This window comes from Secundilactobacillus odoratitofui DSM 19909 = JCM 15043 (assembly GCF_001434895.1).
Classification (GTDB): Bacteria; Bacillota; Bacilli; order Lactobacillales; family Lactobacillaceae; genus Secundilactobacillus; species Secundilactobacillus odoratitofui.
Map to the genome: position 1 here is coordinate 1,437 of NZ_AZEE01000024.1, position 501 is coordinate 1,937.

The window sequence follows — 501 nt, forward strand, 5'->3', positions numbered from 1 at the left end:
AGGCTCAACGTCGTTAAGTGATTCAACCTCGACATCAACATCATTGAGTAACTCAGAATCAATCTCAGTTAGTGAGTCTGGCTCGACGTCAGTAAGTGATTCAACTTCAGCATCGTTGAGTAACTCAGGTTCGATTTCTGTCAGTGAATCAGGCTCAACGTCAGTAAGTGACTCAGCTTCAGCATCGTTGAGTAACTCAGGTTCGATCTCTGTCAGTGAATCTGGTTCAACGTCAGTAAGCGAATCGACATCAACGTCGTTGAGTGATTCAACCTCGACATCAACATCATTGAGTAACTCAGGTTCAATCTCGGTCAGTGAATCAGGCTCAACGTCAGTGAGTGACTCGACATCAACGTCGTTGAGAGATTCAACTTCGACATCAACATCGTTGAGTAACTCAGGTTCGATCTCTGTCAGTGAATCTGGTTCAACGTCAGTAAGCGAATCGACATCAACGTCGTTGAGTGATTCAACCTCGACATCAACATCATTGAGTAA

At 44.3% G+C, this 501-nt stretch carries 1 protein-coding gene; it reads right to left on the reverse strand.

The features are described from left to right. The coding region (locus FD04_RS12895) for a hypothetical protein (protein ID WP_202813164.1) at positions 1-501 on the reverse strand (501 nt) is incomplete at both ends.